The sequence below is a fragment of the Escherichia sp. MR genome (assembly GCF_005280595.1).
GTDB classification, from domain to species: domain Bacteria; phylum Pseudomonadota; class Gammaproteobacteria; order Enterobacterales; family Enterobacteriaceae; genus Escherichia; species Escherichia ruysiae.
In genome coordinates this window covers 42,600-60,561 of sequence record NZ_SZVK01000004.1, presented here as the reverse complement: position 1 = coordinate 60,561, position 17,962 = coordinate 42,600, and the positions used below count along the sequence as shown (strand labels likewise).

Annotated in this window: 17 protein-coding genes; 15 read left to right on the top strand and 2 right to left on the bottom strand. The window is 54.8% G+C overall.

The genetic code is table 11. From position 1 onward, the window contains the following. Window positions 1–33: 33 nt before the first annotated feature. Window positions 34–609 (top strand): GDP-mannose pyrophosphatase NudK, encoded by a 576-nt coding sequence (gene nudK, locus FC814_RS03095; protein ID WP_010344584.1) that lies wholly within the window; start codon window positions 34–36, stop codon window positions 607–609. 125 nt (window positions 610–734) lie between these two features. Continuing rightward, window positions 735–1,778: a DUF1176 domain-containing protein gene (locus tag FC814_RS03090; protein WP_137325498.1), complete on the top strand. Its 1,044-nt coding sequence runs from the start codon at window positions 735–737 to the stop codon at window positions 1,776–1,778. 75 nt (window positions 1,779–1,853) lie between these two features. Here the strand turns inward: FC814_RS03090 and tkt are convergent, their stop codons facing one another. Together tkt and tal are read right to left on the bottom strand one after the other, a co-directional pair. After that, window positions 1,854–3,863: a transketolase gene (tkt, locus tag FC814_RS03085; RefSeq protein WP_032225925.1), complete on the bottom strand. Its 2,010-nt coding sequence runs from the start codon at window positions 3,861–3,863 to the stop codon at window positions 1,854–1,856. Between the two features lie 19 nt (window positions 3,864–3,882). Beyond that, window positions 3,883–4,833 (bottom strand): transaldolase, encoded by a 951-nt coding sequence (tal, locus tag FC814_RS03080; RefSeq protein ID WP_137325497.1) that lies wholly within the window; start codon window positions 4,831–4,833, stop codon window positions 3,883–3,885. A gap of 285 nt (window positions 4,834–5,118) precedes the next feature. Between tal and maeB the strand changes: the two genes are divergently transcribed. The 13 genes from maeB to eutA all read left to right on the top strand — a co-directional run bounded on the left by maeB (window position 5,119) and on the right by eutA (window position 17,913). Next, window positions 5,119–7,398: an NADP-dependent oxaloacetate-decarboxylating malate dehydrogenase gene (maeB, locus tag FC814_RS03075; RefSeq protein ID WP_137325496.1), complete on the top strand. Its 2,280-nt coding sequence runs from the start codon at window positions 5,119–5,121 to the stop codon at window positions 7,396–7,398. Between the two features lie 290 nt (window positions 7,399–7,688). Then, window positions 7,689–8,024 (top strand): ethanolamine utilization microcompartment protein EutS, encoded by a 336-nt coding sequence (eutS, locus tag FC814_RS03070; RefSeq protein ID WP_000356956.1) that lies wholly within the window; start codon window positions 7,689–7,691, stop codon window positions 8,022–8,024. A 12-nt stretch (window positions 8,025–8,036) separates the two neighbouring features. Further along, window positions 8,037–8,516 carry an ethanolamine utilization acetate kinase EutP gene (eutP, locus tag FC814_RS03065; protein ID WP_000820741.1) on the top strand — a complete coding sequence of 160 codons (480 nt, stop codon included), beginning with the start codon at window positions 8,037–8,039 and terminating at the stop codon, window positions 8,514–8,516. After that, window positions 8,491–9,192 (top strand): ethanolamine utilization acetate kinase EutQ, encoded by a 702-nt coding sequence (gene eutQ, locus FC814_RS03060; RefSeq protein WP_137325495.1) that lies wholly within the window; start codon window positions 8,491–8,493, stop codon window positions 9,190–9,192. Before eutP ends, eutQ begins: the two co-directional genes overlap by 26 nt. Next, entirely contained in the window at window positions 9,189–9,992 is an 804-nt protein-coding gene (gene eutT, locus FC814_RS03055; RefSeq protein ID WP_137325494.1) for an ethanolamine utilization cob(I)yrinic acid a,c-diamide adenosyltransferase EutT, read from the top strand. The genes eutQ and eutT overlap by 4 nt, the downstream gene beginning before the upstream one ends. Beyond that, a complete protein-coding gene (gene pta / locus FC814_RS03050; RefSeq protein ID WP_000582949.1) occupies window positions 9,989–11,005 on the top strand; it encodes a phosphate acetyltransferase in 1,017 nt (338 codons plus the stop codon). The genes eutT and pta overlap by 4 nt, the downstream gene beginning before the upstream one ends. Before the next feature lie 38 nt (window positions 11,006–11,043). Next, window positions 11,044–11,337 carry an ethanolamine utilization microcompartment protein EutM gene (eutM, locus tag FC814_RS03045; RefSeq protein ID WP_000387713.1) on the top strand — a complete coding sequence of 98 codons (294 nt, stop codon included), beginning with the start codon at window positions 11,044–11,046 and terminating at the stop codon, window positions 11,335–11,337. A gap of 106 nt (window positions 11,338–11,443) precedes the next feature. After that, window positions 11,444–11,731 carry an ethanolamine utilization microcompartment protein EutN gene (eutN, locus tag FC814_RS03040; RefSeq protein WP_000762199.1) on the top strand — a complete coding sequence of 96 codons (288 nt, stop codon included), beginning with the start codon at window positions 11,444–11,446 and terminating at the stop codon, window positions 11,729–11,731. An 11-nt stretch (window positions 11,732–11,742) separates the two neighbouring features. Continuing rightward, window positions 11,743–13,146, top strand: coding sequence for an aldehyde dehydrogenase family protein (locus FC814_RS03035; RefSeq protein ID WP_137325493.1), 1,404 nt, complete (start codon window positions 11,743–11,745; stop codon window positions 13,144–13,146). Window positions 13,147–13,156: 10 nt separating this feature from the next. Next, a complete protein-coding gene (eutJ, locus tag FC814_RS03030; protein WP_105281145.1) occupies window positions 13,157–13,993 on the top strand; it encodes an ethanolamine utilization protein EutJ in 837 nt (278 codons plus the stop codon). Next, the gene (gene eutG, locus FC814_RS03025) at window positions 13,983–15,170 is read left to right on the top strand and encodes an ethanolamine utilization ethanol dehydrogenase EutG (protein ID WP_137325492.1); all 1,188 of its coding nucleotides are present in this window, start codon (window positions 13,983–13,985) and stop codon (window positions 15,168–15,170) included. Before eutJ ends, eutG begins: the two co-directional genes overlap by 11 nt. Before the next feature lie 116 nt (window positions 15,171–15,286). Continuing rightward, window positions 15,287–16,513, top strand: coding sequence for an ethanolamine utilization protein EutH (gene eutH, locus FC814_RS03020; RefSeq protein ID WP_000512384.1), 1,227 nt, complete (start codon window positions 15,287–15,289; stop codon window positions 16,511–16,513). Then, entirely contained in the window at window positions 16,510–17,913 is a 1,404-nt protein-coding gene (gene eutA, locus FC814_RS03015; RefSeq protein ID WP_000107567.1) for an ethanolamine ammonia-lyase reactivating factor EutA, read from the top strand. Before eutH ends, eutA begins: the two co-directional genes overlap by 4 nt. Window positions 17,914–17,962 lie beyond the last annotated feature (49 nt).

Here is a 17,962-nt window from a genome sequence, read left to right as displayed (position 1 = left end):
AGATACTTGTTCATTTCGCGCTGTGGAGTCGGTATGACGCAACAAATCACCCTCATCAAAGACCAAATTCTCTCCGATAACTATTTCACCCTGCACAACATTACCTACGATCTCACCCGCAAAGATGGCGAAGTTATCCGCCATAAACGTGAAGTTTACGATCGCGGCAATGGCGCGACGATCCTCCTGTACAACGCGAAGAAAAAGACCGTAGTTCTGATTCGTCAGTTCCGCGTCGCGACCTGGGTTAATGGCAATGAAAGCGGGCAGTTGATTGAAACCTGTGCCGGGCTGCTGGACAACGACGAACCCGAAGTGTGCATTCGCAAAGAAGCGATTGAAGAGACGGGTTATGAGGTTGGCGAAGTACGCAAATTATTTGAACTGTATATGTCGCCTGGCGGTGTGACCGAGCTAATCCACTTTTTTATCGCCGAATACAGTGACAGTCAGCGTGCTAACGCGGGGGGCGGCGTCGAAGATGAAGATATTGAAGTGCTTGAGCTGCCGTTCAGCCAGGCGCTTGAGATGATTAATACCGGCGAGATACGTGACGGTAAGACGGTGTTATTGCTTAACTATTTACAAACGTCACATTTAATGGACTGAAAAATAACAATAATATTTCGTTGTTTATTATTGGCTCAATCCGATAAATCCGATTGAGCCGCGCTACCTGCGCAACGAAGATACGACTTGTGCTGTTTGTTTGAACTTCTGGGGTCGTACCGTCCATGCGCTATCGCATTTTCCTGCTCTTTTTTTTCGCTTTGTTGCCGACGTCTTTGGCGTGGGCAGCACCAGCGCAACGGACGTTTTCCGACTGGCAGGTCACCTGTAACAACCAAAATTTCTGCGTAGCGCGCAACACTGGCAATCATAATGGACTGGTGATGACTCTCAGTCGCAGTGCCGGGGCGCATACCGATGCCGTTTTACGTATTGAGCGCGGCGGGTTGAAGTCGCCGGATGCGTCGGAAGAGGCGATAGCGCCACGACTGCTGTTAGATGGCGAGCCGCTGGCGTTAAGCGGGGACAAGTGGCGGATTTCGCCGTGGTTATTAGTGACCGATGATACGGCGACCATCACCGCGTTTTTGCAAATGATTCAGGAAGGGAAGGCAATTACCTTACGCGACGGCGATCAGACCATTTCTCTTAATGGATTAAAAGCGGCGTTGTTGTTTATTGATGCTCAGCAAAAGCGCGTTGGCAGTGAAACCGCCTGGATCAAGAAAGGGGACGAACCGCCGCTCAGCGTACCGCCCGCGCCTGCGCTGAAAGAGGTCGTGGTGGTTAACCCAACGCCGACGCCACTCTCACTCGAAGAACGCAACGATTTGCTGGATTATGGAAACTGGCGGATGAATGGTCTGCGCTGCTCGCTTGATCCATTGCGTCGTGAGGTGAATGTCACTGCGCTGACTGATGATAAAGCGCTGATGATGATTAGCTGTGAGGCGGGCGCCTATAACACCATTGATCTGGCGTGGATTGTATCGCGTAAAAAGCCACTGGCCTCGCGCCCGGTACGGTTACGTTTGCCGTTCCACAACGGTCAGGAGACGAATGAACTGGAACTGATGAACGCAACATTCGATGAAAAAACGCGTGAACTGGTGACCTTAGCGAAAGGTCGCGGATTAAGCGATTGTGGCATTCAGGCGCGCTGGCGTTTTGACGGCCAGCGTTTTCGCCTGGTGCGTTACGCTGCCGAACCCACCTGCGATAACTGGCATGGGCCAGACGCCTGGCCCACGTTGTGGATCACCCGTTAAACAAAATGGCGGGAACATGTAGGCCGGATAAGACGCTGTAGGCCGGATAAGACGCGTCAGCGTCGCATCCGGCAATCAGCATCCGGCACCTTTCACTCCCAGCACCTTATGCGCTTTTGCCACAATATTCTCGGCGGTAAAGCCAAAGAACGGGAACAGCTTATCCGCCGGAGCCGATTCGCCATAACCCGTCATCCCGACAATCGCACCTTTGAGGCCAACGTATTTGTACCAGTAATCGGCGATGCCTGCTTCCACCGCTACGCGAGCCGTAACGTTAGAAGGCAACACCGACTCCCGATATTCCTCATCCTGGGCGTCGAAAATATCGGTCGAGGGCAGGGAAACCACGCGAACATTGCGACCTTCTCCCGCTAATTTCTCCGCCGCTTGTAGGGTGATTTCCATCTCTGAACCGGTAGCAATCAAAATAATATCCGGCTTGCCGCCGCTGTCTTTCAGCACATAACCACCACGAGCAATCTCTTTTACCTGATCCGGCGTACGTTCCACCTGCGCCAGATTCTGCCTTGAGAGGATCAGCGCCGTCGGCCCGTTGTGGCGCTCAACCGCCAGCTTCCAGCCCACCGCTGCTTCCACCTGATCGCACGGTCGCCAGGTACTGAAATTCGGGGTTAAGCGCAAACTGGCCAGTTGCTCAACCGCCTGGTGCGTCGGACCATCTTCCCCCAGACCAATCGAGTCATGGGTATAAACCATAATCTGCCGCGCTTTCATCAGCGCCGCCATACGTGCGGCGTTGCGGGCGTATTCAACAAACATCAGGAACGTCGCGGTATACGGTACAAATCCACCGTGGTGCGCGATGCCGTTGGCGATGGCGGTCATACCAAATTCACGCACTCCGTAGTGAATATAATTCCCTGCCAGATCTTCTTTCAGCGACACCGAACCTTTCCAGATGGTTAAGTTACTGGGAGCCAGATCCGCCGAACCGCCGAGCAGTTCCGGCAGCATGGGGCCGTAAGCGTTAAGCGTATTTTGCGACGCCTTACGGGTAGCGATTTTCGCCGGATTCGCCTGCAACTCATTGATATATTTCTGCGTCGTTTTCTCCCAGTCCTTCGGCAAACCTCCGCTCATCCGGCGGGTAAACTCCTCTGCCAGTTGCGGATGGGCTTTTTTATAAGCTGCAAACTTTTCATTCCAGCTCTGCTGCGCTTTTTCGCCTTTTTCGCGGGCATCCCAGGCGTGATAAATCTCTTTAGGGATCTCAAATGGCGGATGGTGCCAGCCCAGTTTTTGCCGTGCCAGCGCCACTTCTTCTTCCCCCAGTGGTGCGCCGTGCGCCTCTTCCTTACCCGCTTTATTAGGCGAACCGAAGCCAATCACCGTGCGGCAGATAATCAACGACGGCTTATCTTTCACGCTTTGCGCTTCGAGAATCGCTTCTTTCACCGCCTGCGGATCGTGACCGTCGATTTCATGGACAACATGCCAGTGATAGGCCTCAAAACGTTTTGCCGTATCGTCGGTAAACCAGCCTTCGGTTTCACCGTCGATGGAAATACCGTTGTGATCGTAAAAACCAATCAGCTTGCCTAGCCCCAGCGTGCCCGCCAGCGAACAGACTTCGTGAGAAATACCTTCCATCAGGCAGCCGTCGCCCATAAACACATAAGTGAAGTGATCGACAATTTCATGATCCGGCTGGTTAAACTGCGCCGCCAGCGTACGTTCTGCTATCGCCAGTCCAACCGCGTTCGCCAGCCCTTGCCCCAGCGGCCCTGTGGTGGTTTCAACGCCTGGCGTATAGCCAAGCTCAGGGTGTCCTGGGGTTTTTGAATGCAACTGACGGAAGTTCTTCAGCTCTTCCAGCGGCAGGTCGTAACCGGTCAGATGCAGCAAACTGTAGAGCAGCATCGAGGCATGACCGTTGGAGAGAATAAAGCGGTCGCGATCATACCAGGTTGGATCGGTGGGGTTATGTTTAAGAAAATCGTTCCACAGCACTTCGGCAATATCGGCCATGCCCATCGGCGCGCCGGGATGACCAGAATTGGCTTTTTGCACCGCATCCATACTGAGCGCGCGAATAGCATTGGCAAGGTCTTTTCGGGACATATAACACTCCGTGGCTGGTTTATAGTTTGGCGGCAAGAAGATCTTCCAGTTTGCGTTGATCGACGGCGAACAGGCGGATACCTTCAGACAGTTTTTCTACCGCCATCGCATCCTGATTGTGCTCCCAACGGAACTCCGATTCGCTCATGGGGGCAGGGCGTGGGAACGTCTGAGAAGGCGGGATCAATTTGCGGACGACTGGCGAGACTTTTTCCTGCAACTCTTTCAGCAAGTTCGGCGCGATAGTCAGACGATCGCAACCGGTTAAAGCGAGGATTTGCTCGGTACGGCGGAAACTTGCGCCCATCACAATGGTTTCATAGCGGTGCTGCTTGAAATAGTCGTAGATATTACGCACCGACTTAACGCCCGGATCTTCTTCCACCACATACGGATCCAGCGGCTTGCGCGCCTGATACCAGTCATAAATACGCCCGACAAATGGCGAAATCAGAAAAACGCCCGCTTCTGCACAGGCGCGTGCCTGAGCAAAGGAAAACAGCAGCGTCAGATTGCAATTAATGCCTTCTTTTTCCAGCTCTTCTGCCGCGCGGATCCCTTCCCAGGTTGAAGCTAGCTTGATCAGAATGCGTGATTTCTCAACGCCCTGCTGCTGGTACAAATCCACCAGATGACGCGCTTTCTCAATACTCTTTTCTTTATCAAAAGAGAGGCGTGCGTCAACTTCTGTCGATACACGACCGGGTACGATTTTGAGAATTTCTGTACCGAAATTGACCGCCAGCTTATCGCAGGCAGCTACCACTTGTTGTTCCTGCGTTTGACCATTTTTTTTACCCCAGGCGATAGCATCGTCTATTAAATGCTCATATTGTGATAATCCGGCAGCCTTGAGTAATAGCGAAGGATTGGTGGTGGCATCCTGAGGATGATAATGGCGAATGGACTCAATATCGCCGCTGTCTGCCACGACAGTGGTGAATTGTTTAATGCCGTCTAACTCGTTCATAGGAAATACTCCTTGAAAAGTAAAGTGTTAGGTGAGTGCGTTAATTCACACTTCTGAGAAATTTTGCTAATCGCATCAAAAAAGCATAGCAGACAGGCATGGTATTGCCGGATTAAGCAGGTAACATCAGTGTTATAGGATTATTGCCAAAATATTATTTTTATGAGGAGAGTTTGGACTTGCTCAAAGTCTGAAAGCTCCGGCAAGGTAATAATGTGCGCCATGTTGTGGGCTGAGGCAGTTGCCCACGCATTTTTGTGAACGTTACGTGAAAGGAACAACCAAATGGATGACCAGTTAAAACAAAGTGCACTTGATTTCCATGAATTTCCAGTTCCAGGGAAAATCCAGGTTTCTCCCACTAAACCTCTGGCCACGCAGCGCGATCTGGCGCTGGCCTACTCACCTGGCGTCGCCGCGCCTTGTCTTGAAATCGAGAAAGATCCGTTAAAAGCCTACAAATATACTGCGCGCGGTAACCTGGTGGCGGTGATCTCCAACGGTACGGCGGTACTGGGGTTAGGCAACATTGGCGCGCTGGCAGGCAAACCAGTGATGGAAGGCAAGGGCGTTCTGTTTAAGAAATTCGCCGGGATTGATGTGTTTGACATTGAAGTTGATGAACTCGATCCGGACAAATTTATCGAAGTGGTCGCTGCGCTGGAACCGACCTTTGGCGGCATCAACCTCGAAGACATTAAAGCGCCAGAATGCTTCTATATTGAGCAGAAACTGCGCCAGCGGATGAACATTCCGGTATTCCACGACGACCAGCACGGAACGGCAATCATCAGCACCGCCGCTATCCTTAACGGCTTGCGCGTGGTAGAGAAAAACATCTCCGACGTGCGGATGGTAGTTTCCGGCGCGGGGGCAGCCGCCATCGCCTGTATGAACCTGCTGGTGGCACTGGGGCTGCAAAAACATAACATCGTGGTTTGTGACTCGAAAGGCGTTATCTATCAGGGTCGAGAGCCGAACATGGCGGAAACCAAAGCCGCTTATGCGGTGGTGGATGACGGTAAACGTACCCTCGACGATGTAATTGAAGGCGCGGATATTTTCCTTGGCTGCTCCGGCCCGAAAGTGCTCACCCAGGAAATGGTGAAGAAAATGGCTCGCGCGCCGATGATCCTGGCGCTGGCGAATCCGGAACCGGAAATTCTGCCGCCGCTGGCGAAAGAAGTGCGTCCGGATGCCATCATCTGTACTGGTCGTTCTGACTATCCAAACCAGGTCAACAACGTGCTTTGCTTCCCGTTCATTTTCCGTGGCGCGCTGGACGTTGGTGCAACCGCTATTAATGAAGAGATGAAACTGGCGGCGGTACGTGCGATTGCTGAACTGGCTCATGCGGAACAGAGTGACGTGGTTGCTTCTGCCTATGGCGATCAGGATCTGAGCTTTGGCCCGGAATACATCATTCCTAAACCGTTCGATCCGCGTCTGATCGTCAAGATCGCGCCAGCGGTGGCAAAAGCGGCAATGGAGTCCGGTGTGGCGACGCGTCCGATTGCTGATTTCGACGTCTACATCGACAAACTGACCGAGTTCGTTTACAAAACCAACCTGTTTATGAAGCCGATCTTCTCTCAGGCTCGCAAAGCGCCGAAGCGCGTGGTGCTGCCGGAAGGGGAAGAGGCGCGCGTGTTGCACGCGACTCAGGAACTGGTAACGCTGGGACTGGCGAAACCGATTCTTATTGGTCGTCCGAACGTGATCGAAATGCGTATTCAGAAACTGGGCTTGCAGATCAAAGCGGGCGTTGATTTTGAGATCGTCAATAACGAATCCGATCCGCGCTTTAAAGAGTACTGGAGCGAATACTTCCAGATCATGAAACGTTGCGGGGTCACCCAGGAACAGGCACAGCGTGCATTGATCGGCAATCCGACAGTGATCGGCGCGATTATGGTTCAGCGTGGCGAAGCCGATGCAATGATCTGCGGTACGGTGGGGGATTATCACGAACACTTTAGTGTGGTGAAAAATGTGTTTGGTTATCGCGATGGCGTTCACACCGCAGGCGCAATGAACGCGCTGCTGCTGCCGAGTGGTAACACCTTCATTGCTGACACCTACGTCAACGATGATCCAGACGCAGAAGGGCTGGCGGAGATCACGCTGATGGCGGCAGAAACTGTCCGTCGTTTCGGTATTGAGCCGCGTGTTGCCTTACTCTCGCACTCCAACTTTGGTTCTTCAAATTGCCCGTCGTCCAGCAAAATGCGTAAAGCCCTGGAACTGGTCAGGGAACGTGCGCCAGAACTGATGATTGATGGCGAAATGCACGGTGATGCGGCGCTGGTGGAAGCGATTCGCAACGATCGTATGCCGGACAGCTCTCTGAAAGGTTCCGCTAATATTCTGGTGATGCCGAATATGGAAGCCGCCCGCATTAGTTACAACTTACTACGCGTTTCCAGCTCGGAAGGTGTAACGGTTGGTCCGGTGCTGATGGGCGTGGCGAAACCGGTTCACGTATTAACGCCAATCGCGTCGGTACGTCGTATCGTCAACATGGTGGCGCTGGCCGTGGTTGAAGCGCAAACCCAGCCGCTGTAATTCTTTCTTAACTCTTACGCTTACCCTGAATATTCAGGGTAAGCGGTTTATCGCAATATATCAGAAGGGATTATTACTTGTTTTTCGAATAATAAAGCGCGCCATATAAAAATAAATCAATATCAATTTAATTATATTCATGTGCTGTACATGAAAATTTATGCATTAGATAAAATATCTCTCCATTCTTAGTGATCTACCTCACCTTTTAAACTCCCTTGCCGAATTTTGTTATTTACTCTGACGAAAAATTGTCACGATAGCGCCAGATTTTTCACAGGCGGCGACTCATGGATAAAGAACGCATCATTCAGGAATTTGTGCCCGGTAAACAGGTCACGCTGGCGCATTTAATTGCGCATCCCGGTGAGGAACTGGCGAAGAAAATCGGCGTTCCCGATGCTGGCGCAATCGGCATTATGACGCTAACTCCCGGTGAAACAGCGATGATCGCCGGCGATTTAGCACTGAAAGCCGCCGATGTGCATATCGGTTTTCTTGACCGTTTTAGCGGCGCGCTGGTGATTTATGGCTCGGTGGGCGCGGTAGAAGAAGCGTTATCACAAACCGTCAGCGGTTTAGGGCGCTTATTAAATTATACGCTTTGTGAAATGACCAAAAGTTAATGCGAGGCATTCATGAAACGAATTGCGTTTGTGGGTGCTGTCGGAGCAGGAAAGACAACGTTATTTAATGCGTTGCAAGGGGATTATACCCTCGCGCGAAAAACGCAGGCTGTGGAATTTAATAATAAGGGTGATATTGATACGCCAGGTGAATATTTTAGCCATCCCCGCTGGTATCACGCCTTAATTACCACGCTACAGGATGTGGACATGCTGATATATGTCCACGGCGCGAATGACCCGGAAAGCCGATTACCTGCCGGGTTGCTGGATATTGGCGTCACGAAACGGCAAATCGCCGTCATCAGTAAAACGGACATGCCGGATGCTGACGTCGCCGCAACGCGACAGTTATTGCGCGAGACTGGCTTTGAAGAGCCGATTTTCGAGCTAAACAGCCACGACCCGCAAAGCGTGCAGCAACTGGTGGATTATCTGGCATCTCTCACCGAACAGGAGGAAGCAGGTGAAAAAACTCATCACAGCGAATGATATTCGTGAAGCCTATGCGCGCGGCGAACAGGCAATGTCCGTGGTTCTGCGCGCCAGCATTATCACCCCGGAAGCGCGAGAAGTGGCGGATCTGCTGGGGTTTACCATCACCGAATGCGATGAATCGACACCGGTAACGGCGTCCGTTCCTGCCAGCGCGCCTGCCGATAAAACCGAAAGTCAGCGCATTCGCGAAACCATCATCGCCCAACTGCCGGAAGGCCAGTTTACCGAAAGCCTGGTCGCGCAACTGATGGAAAAAGTGATGAAGGAAAAGCAGTCGCTGGAGCAGGGCGCAATGCAGTCGAGTTTTAAATCGGTGACCGGCAAAGGCGGCATCAAAGTTATCGATGGCGGCAGCGTGAAGTTTGGTCGTTTCGACGGCGCGGAGCCTCAATGCGTCGGGTTGACCGACCTGGTTACCGGAGATGACGGCAGCAGCATGGCTGCGGGTTTTATGCAGTGGGATAACGCCTTCTTCCCGTGGAAGCTGAACTACGACGAAATCGACATGGTACTGGAAAGTGAACTGCACGTTCGCCATGAAGGCGAAACCATGATCGCCAAAGCGGGCGACGTGATGTTTATCCCGAAGGGTTCCAGCATCGAATTTGGTACGACATCCAGCGAGAAATTCCTGTATGTCGCCTGGCCGGCTAACTGGCAATCCCTATGAAAGATTTCATCACCGAAGCATGGCTAAGAGCGAACCATACGCTTAGCGAAGGCGCAGAGATCCATCTCCCTGCGCACAGTCGCCTGACGCCCTCTGCCCGGGAGTTACTGGAAAGCCGCCATCTGCGCATCAAGTTTATTGACGAGCAGGGCAGCCTGTTTGTTGACGATGAACAGCAGCAGCCGCAGCGCGTTCACGGGCTGACCAGTAGCGATGAATATCCGCAGGCGTGCTGCGAACTCTGCCACCAGCCGGTGGCGAAAAAGCCAGACACGCTGACTCATCTGTCGGCGGAAAAAATGGTCGCTAAAAGCGATCCGCGCCTGGGTTTTCGCGCTGTTCTCGACAGCACCATTGCGCTGACAGTGTGGCTGCAAATTGAACTGGCGGAACCGTGGCAGCCGTGGCTGGCGGACATCCGTTCGCGTCTTGGCAACATTATGCGCGCCGATGCGCTGGGGGAACCGTTGGGCAATCAAGCGATTGTCGGGCTTTCTGACGAAGATCTGCATCGGCTTTCCCATCAGCCTCTGCGTTATCTCGATCACGATCATCTGGTGCCGGAAGCCAGCCACGGGCGCGATGCCGCGTTGCTCAATCTGCTACGCACCAAAGTGCGTGAAACCGAAACCGTAGCGGCGCAGGTGTTTATCACCCGCAGCTTTGACGTAGTACGTCCGGACATCTTGCAGGCGCTGAACCGCCTTTCCAGCACAGTTTACGTGATGATGATCCTGAGCGTGACGAAGCAGCCGCTAACGGTGAAGCAGATCCAACAACGACTGGGAGAGACGCCATGATAATTGAACGTTGTCGTGAACTGGCGTTGCGAGCGCCCGCCAGAGTGATTTTTCCGGATGCGTTAGATCAACGTGTGCTGAAAGCCGCGCAATATTTACATCAACAAGCTCTGGCAACGCCCATTCTGGTCGCCAATCCGTTTGAACTTCGCCAGTTTGCGCTCAGTCATGGTGTGGCGATGGACGGGCTACAGGTGATAGATCCACACAGCAATCTTGCGATGCGGGAAGAATTTGCCCACCGCTGGCTTGCTCGCGCAGGCGATAAAACGCCGCCGGACGTGCTGGATAAACTAACCGATCCGCTGATGTTTGCCGCCGCAATGGTCAGCGCCGGTAAAGCGAATGTTTGCATTGCGGGCAACCTCTCTTCCACGGCGAATGTGTTACGCGCCGGATTACGCATTATTGGTTTGCAGCCGGGCTGTAAAACGCTCTCCTCCATTTTCCTGATGCTGCCGCAGTACAGCGGCTCCGCGTTGGGTTTTGCCGATTGCAGCGTGGTGCCACAGCCGACGGCGGCGCAACTGGCGGATATCGCGCTTGCCAGCGCCGACACCTGGCGCGCTATCACCGGAGAAGAACCGCGCGTGGCGATGCTGTCGTTTTCCAGCAACGGCAGCGCCCGTCACCCCTGCGTTGCTAACGTTCAGCAGGCGACCGAAATCGTCCGTGAACGCGCGCCACAGCTTGTGGTGGATGGAGAATTACAGTTTGACGCCGCCTTCGTGCCGGATGTCGCGGCGCAAAAAGCGCCTGCCAGCCCGCTACAGGGCAAAGCGAATGTAATGGTTTTTCCGTCGCTGGAGGCAGGAAATATTGGCTACAAAATCGCACAACGACTTGGCGGATATCGTGCCGTCGGACCGTTGATACAAGGGCTTGCCGCGCCGATGCACGATCTCTCTCGTGGCTGTAGCGTACAGGAAATTATCGAACTGGCGCTGGTGGCAGCCGTACCGCGTCAGACAGAAGTGAACCGCGAAAGCAGTTTACAAACACTGGTTGAATGAACGGTCCCGTTCTGGACCCTGATAAAGAGGAAAGCACAATGGAAGCATTAGGAATGATCGAAACCCGGGGCCTGGTTGCACTGATTGAGGCTTCTGACGCGATGGTTAAAGCTGCGCGCGTCAAGCTGGTTGGTGTTAAGCAAATTGGCGGCGGCCTGTGTACTGCTATGGTTCGTGGTGATGTTGCAGCCTGTAAAGCGGCGACCGATGCCGGTGCCGCAGCGGCACAGCGTATCGGCGAGCTGGTATCTGTACATGTTATCCCGCGTCCGCACGGCGACCTGGAAGAAGTGTTCCCGATCGGCCTGAAAGGCGACAGCAGTAACCTGTAATCACCCTGTGTGACGTCGATTCGGGCGTCACGCTCTCTCCTTTTTCTATTTACCTTCTGCGGAGGGTAGGGGGAGCTTTTACCTGAAATACGCCACGGAGGCGGGTATGAAACTGGCAGTCGTCACTGGACAAATTGTTTGTACCGTACGCCATCACGGACTGGCGCATGACAAATTGCTGATGGTGGAAATGATTGATTCACAGGGAAACCCTGACGGGCAGTGTGCCGTTGCCATCGACAACATTGGCGCAGGAGCCGGGGAGTGGGTGTTGCTGGTGAGTGGCAGTTCCGCCCGCCAGGCGCATAAAAGCGAAACGTCACCGGTCGATCTGTGCGTGATTGGCATCGTCGATGAGGTGGTCTCTGGCGGTCAGGTAATTTTCCACAAATAAGGCAGAACATCATGAATCAACAGGATATTGAACAGGTGGTGAAAGCGGTACTGCTGAAAATGCAAAGCAGCGACATGCCGCCCGCCGTCGTTCATGAGATGGGCGTTTTCGCTTCCCTGGATGACGCCGTTGCGGCAGCCAAAATTGCTCAGCAGGGGTTAAAAAGCGTGGCAATGCGCCAGTTAGCTATTGCTGCCATTCGTGAAGCAGGCGAAAAACACGCCAGAGATTTAGCGGAACTTGCCGTCAGTGAAACCGGCATGGGGCGCGTGGAAGATAAATTTGCCAAAAACGTCGCTCAGGCGCGCGGTACGCCGGGCGTTGAGTGTCTCTCTGCGCAGGTGCTGACCGGCGACAACGGCCTGACCCTAATTGAAAACGCGCCCTGGGGCGTGGTGGCTTCGGTAACGCCGTCCACTAACCCGGCGGCGACCGTTATTAATAACGCCATCAGCCTGATTGCGGCGGGCAACAGCGTCATTTTTGCCCCGCATCCGGCGGCGAAAAAAGTCTCCCAGCGGGCGATTACGCTGCTCAACCAGGCGATTGTTGCCGCAGGCGGGCCGGAAAACTTACTGGTGACTGTGGCAAATCCGGATATCGAAACCGCGCAACACTTGTTCAAGTTTCCGGGCATCGGCCTTTTGGTGGTGACCGGCGGCGAAGCAGTGGTGGAAGCGGCGCGCAAACACACCAATAAACGTCTGATAGCCGCAGGTGCAGGCAACCCGCCGGTAGTGGTGGATGAAACCGCCGACCTTGCCCGTGCCGCTCAGTCCATTGTCAAAGGAGCTTCTTTCGATAACAACATTATTTGTGCCGATGAAAAGGTACTGATTGTCGTCGATAGCGTAGCCGATGAACTGATGCGTCTGATGCAAGGCCAGAACGCGGTGAAACTGACCGCAGAGCAGGCGCAGCAGTTGCAACCGGTGTTGCTGAAAAATATCGACGAACGCGGAAAGGGCACAGTCAGCCGCGACTGGGTAGGTCGCGATGCGGCGAAAATCGCGGCGGCAATCGGCCTGAACGTGCCGCAAGAAACACGCTTGCTGTTTGTGGAAACCACCGCAGAACATCCTTTTGCCGTGACCGAACTGATGATGCCGGTACTGCCGGTGGTGCGCGTCGCCAATGTGGCGGATGCCATTGCGCTGGCGGTGAAACTGGAAGGCGGTTGCCACCATACGGCGGCAATGCACTCGCGCAATATCGAAAACATGAACCAGATGGCGAACGCCATTGATACCAGCATTTTCGTTAAGAACGGACCGTGCATTGCCGGGCTGGGTCTGGGCGGGGAAGGCTGGACCACCATGACCATCACCACGCCAACCGGTGAAGGGGTAACCAGCGCACGGACGTTTGTCCGTCTGCGTCGCTGTGTATTAGTCGATGCGTTTCGCATTGTTTAAGGAGTAACCGATGGCGCACGACGAACAATGGCTCACCCCGCGTCTGCAAACGGCGGCAACGCTGTGTAACCAGACGCCTGGCGCGACGGAGTCTCCGCTGTGGCTGGGGGTGGATCTGGGCACCTGCGATGTGGTGTCGATGGTTGTCGACCGCGAAGGTCAGCCGGTGGCGGTATGCCTCGACTGGGCCGATGTGGTCCGCGACGGCATCGTCTGGGATTTCTTCGGCGCAGTCACCATTGTTCGTCGCCATCTCGACACCCTTGAGCAGCAATTCGGTCGCCGTTTTAGCCATGCGGCGACGTCATTTCCCCCAGGTACGGATGCGCGTATTTCCATCAACGTACTGGAATCTGCCGGACTGGAAGTCAGCCATGTTCTGGATGAACCAACGGCGGTGGTGGATCTGCTGCAACTGGATAACGCCGGCGTAGTGGATATTGGCGGCGGCACCACCGGTATTGCCATCGTGAAACAGGGCAAAGTGACTTACTCGGCGGATGAAGCCACCGGCGGACATCACATTTCTCTGACGCTCGCCGGAAATCGTCGTATTCCGCTGGAAGAGGCGGAGCAGTACAAGCGCGGTCACGGTGAAGAGATTTGGCCTGTGGTGAAACCGGTGTACGAAAAAATGGCGGACATTGTCGCGCGGCATATCGCAGGGCAGGGCATTACTGATTTATGGCTGGCAGGCGGCTCCTGTATGCAACCGGGCGTGGCGGAGCTATTTCGCAAACAATTCCCGACATTCCAGGTGCATTTACCGCAGCACAGTCTGTTTATGACCCCGCTGGCGATTGCCAGTAGCGGGCGAGAGAAAGCGGAGGGGATCTATGCAAAATGAATTGCAGACCGCGCTCTTTCAGGCATTCGATGCCCTGAATCTGCAACGGGTAAAAACATTTAGCGTCCCGCCGGTGACGCTTTGCGGCTCTGGTGCGGTGAGCAGTTGCGGACAGCAAGCGCAAATGCGCGGGTTGAAACATCTGTTCGTGATGGCAGACAGCTTTTTGCATCAGGCGGGGATGACCGCCGGGCTTATGCGTAGCCTGGCGGTAAAAGGTATCGCCATGACGCTCTGGCCATGTCCGGTGGGCGAACCGTGTATTACCGACGTGTGTGCGGCTGTGGCGCAACTGCGTGAATCGGGTTGCGATGGGGTGATTGCGTTTGGCGGTGGATCGGTGCTCGATGCGGCGAAAGCCGTGGCGTTGCTGGTGACGAACCCCGATAGCACGCTGGCAGAAATGTCAGAAACCCGCGTTCTGCAACCGCGCCTGCCGTTGATTGCCATTCCAACGACCGCCGGAACCGGCTCTGAAACCACTAACGTAACGGTGATTATCGACGCTGTGAGCGGGCGCAAGCAGGTGTTAGCACATGCCTCGCTGATGCCGGATGTGGCGATTCTCGATGCCGCGCTGACCGAAGGCGTGCCGTCGCATGTCACGGCGATGACCGGCATCGATGCGTTAACCCATGCCATTGAAGCGTATAGCGCACTGAACGCCACACCGTTTACCGACAGTCTGGCGATTGGCGCCATTGCGATGATTGGTAAATCGCTGCCGAAAACGGTGGGCTACGGGCACGACCTTGCCGCGCGCGAAAGTATGTTGCTCGCATCATGCATGGCGGGAATGGCGTTTTCCAGTGCGGGGCTTGGGTTATGCCACGCGATGGCGCATCAGCCGGGCGCGGTGCTGCATATTCCGCACGGTCTGGCGAATGCCATGCTGCTGCCAACGGTGATGGAGTTTAACCGGATGGTATGCCGCGAACGTTTTAGTCAGGTAGGCAGGGCGCTGCGAACTAAAAAATCCGACGAGCGTGATGCTATTAACGCGGTTAGTGAGCTGATTGCGGAAGTTGGGATTGGTAAACGACTGGGCGATGTTGGTGCGACATCTGCGCATTACGGCGCATGGGCGCAGGCCGCGCTGGAAGATATTTGTCTGCGCAGTAATCCGCGTACCGCCAGCCTGGAACAGATTGTCGGCCTGTACGCAGCAGCACAATAAATGCCGGATGCGACGCTTGCCGCGTCTTATCCGGCCTACGGGATTGCACATGTAGGGCGGATAAGGCGTTCACGCCGCATCCGCCAATAAATAACAACTAACAGGGAGTAAAGGCGATGGGAATTAACGAAATCATCATGTACATCATGATGTTCTTTATGCTGATAGCGGCCGTAGACAGGATCTTGTCGCAGTTCGGCGGTTCTGCACGTTTCCTCGGTAAATTCGGTAAAAGTATTGAAGGATCGGGCGGGCAGTTCGAAGAAGGCTTTATGGCGATGGGCGCACTGGGTCTGGCGATGGTCGGTATGACCGCGCTGGCGCCGGTACTGGCGCATGTACTTGGGCCGGTAATCATCCCCGTTTATGAAATGCTCGGCGCAAACCCTTCCATGTTCGCCGGAACACTGCTGGCGTGCGATATGGGCGGCTTCTTCCTCGCCAAAGAGCTGGCGGGCGGTGACGTAGCAGCGTGGCTATACTCTGGGTTAATTCTCGGATCGATGATGGGGCCAACGATTGTGTTTTCCATTCCGGTGGCGCTCGGCATTATCGAACCCTCAGATCGTCGTTATCTGGCACTCGGCGTACTGGCGGGCATTGTGACCATTCCGATAGGTTGTATCGCCGGTGGCCTGGTGGCAATGTACTCAGGCGTACAGATCAACGGCCAGCCGGTGGAGTTCACCTTCGCCCTGATTCTGATGAACATGATCCCGGTACTTATCGTTGCGGTGCTGGTGGCGCTGGGGCTGAAGTTCATCCCGGAAAAAATGATCAACGGCTTCCAGATCTTTGCCAAATTTCTCGTTGCATTAATCACCCTCGGTCTTGCCGCTGCGGTGGTGAAATTCCTGCTTGGCTGGGAACTGATCCCCGGTCTTGATCCCATCTTCATGGCGCCTGGCGACAAACCTGGTGAAGTGATGCGCGCGATTGAGGTTATCGGTTCGATCTCCTGCGTCCTGCTTGGCGCGTATCCGATGGTACTGCTACTGACCCGCTGGTTTGAAAAACCGCTGATGAGCGTCGGTAAAGTGCTGAATATGAACAATATCGCGGCAGCAGGCATGGTGGCGACGCTTGCCAACAATATCCCGATGTTCGGCATGATGAAGCAGATGGATACTCGCGGCAAAGTCATCAACTGTGCCTTCGCCGTTTCCGCAGCCTTCGCCCTGGGCGACCATTTAGGCTTCGCGGCTGCCAACATGAACGCCATGATCTTCCCGATGATTGTTGGCAAGCTGATCGGCGGCGTCACGGCGATTGGCGTGGCGATGATGCTGGTGCCAAAAGAAGACGCGGCAACGGCTAAAAACGCAGCGGAGGCGCAATCGTGAGCACTCGCCAGCTACTGAGCGTCGGTATAGATATCGGCACCACCACCACTCAGGTGATCTTCTCCCATCTGGAACTGGTTAACCGTGCGGCGGTGTCGCAGGTGCCGCGCTACGAATTTATCAAACGCGAAATTAGCTGGCAAAGCCCGGTGTTCTTTACCCCTGTCGATAAACAGGGCGGGCTAAAAGAAGCGGAACTGAAATCCTTAATCCTCGAGCAATATCAGGCCGCAGGCATCGCGCCGGAAAGCGTTGATTCCGGCGCCATCATCATCACCGGCGAAAGCGCGAAAACCCGCAATGCCCGTCCGGCGGTGATGGCGCTCTCCCGGTCGCTGGGCGATTTTGTCGTCGCCAGCGCCGGACCGCATCTCGAATCCGTGATTGCAGGCCACGGCGCCGGGGCGCAAACCCTTTCTGAACAACGGTTATGTCGGGTACTGAATATTGACATCGGCGGTGGCACCGCGAACTACGCCCTGTTCGATGCCGGAAAAATCAGCGGGACTGCCTGCCTCAACGTCGGCGGTCGCCTGCTGGAAACCGACAGCCAGGGGCGCGTGGTTTACGCCCATAAACCGGGGCAGATGGTTGTGGATGAGTGCTTCGGCGCAGGCACCGATGCCCGTTCACTGACCGGTGCGCAACTGGTGCAGGTCACCCGGCGGATGGCGGCGCTGATTGTCGAAGTGATTGACGGTACGCTCTCGCCGCTCGCGCAGGCATTGATGCAAACCGGTTTGCTGCCCGCAGGCGCTACGCCGGAAATCATTACGCTCTCCGGCGGGGTTGGCGAATGTTATCGCCACCAGCCCGCTGACCCGTTCTGTTTTGCCGATATTGGCCCGTTGCTGGCAACGGCGCTGCATGAGCATCCGCGCCTGCGTGAAATGAACGTGCAGTTTCCGGCGCAAACCGTGCGCGCCACGGTGATTGGCGCGGGCGCGCATACCCTTTCGCTCTCGGGCAGCACTATCTGGCTGGAGGGCGTACAACTGCCGCTGCGCAATTTGCCAGTGGCGATCCCAATTGATGAAACGGATCTGGTGAATGGCTGGCAACAGGCGCTGATTCAGCTTGATCTATGCCCCAAAACTGACGCGTACGTGCTGGCGCTTCCCGCCGGGCTTCCGGTGCGTTACGCCTCGGTACTGACGGTCATCAACGCGCTGGTCGATTTCGTCGCACGTTTTCCGAATCCGCATCCCCTGCTGGTGGTAGCCGGGCAGGACTTTGGTAAAGCTCTGGGCATGTTATTGCGCCCACAGCTACAACAACTCCCGTTGGCAGTCATTGACGAAGTGATTGTTCGCGCGGGGGACTATATCGACATTGGTACGCCTCTTTTTGGCGGATCGGTTGTGCCGGTGACGGTGAAATCACTCGCATTTCCTTCCTGAATACGGTAGTTATCAGGCGTGGCGCGGTGTGGTGGGGTGTTAGTGGGAT